The 323-nt window shown below is 31.0% G+C and carries 1 protein-coding gene; it reads left to right on the top strand.

Annotation, left to right across the window (positions count from 1 at the left end; all coding sequences use genetic code 11):
• Positions 1-290: hypothetical protein (locus ACSG5Z_RS30005; protein ID WP_435712759.1), on the top strand; the 290-nt coding region annotated here is incomplete at its 5' end.
• Between the last annotated feature and the right edge of the window lie 33 nt (positions 291-323).

The following is a 323-nucleotide window of genomic DNA, read 5'->3' as shown; positions in this document are numbered from 1 at the left end:
ATGCAGAGCTCTTCGAAGATATTATTCAGGCGAAATTGGCCGGCGGTATTGTATTCATTTGGCAAGATGAATGGTTTAAATTCTCTTGGAATACATCTAAATATGATAATACGGAAGAACGCCCACATTGGAACAACGTACAAGTTCCTGAACAACATTTCGGTTTGCTATCATTTGAATCCCATACTATTAATGTCGATGGTGATACGAGTGATTGGAAAACAAAAACAAAAATTGGGGATAATAATATTAGAAAACCTGTTTGTGTTTTTTATTTGCGTTTTAAATAAAAAATTAAAAATAAAATATATATTGTATATAAT

The organism is Bacillus pretiosus, from assembly GCF_051294775.1.
Taxonomy (GTDB): Bacteria; Bacillota; Bacilli; order Bacillales; family Bacillaceae_G; genus Bacillus_A; species Bacillus_A wiedmannii.
This window is presented reverse-complemented; position numbering and strand designations above follow the sequence as displayed.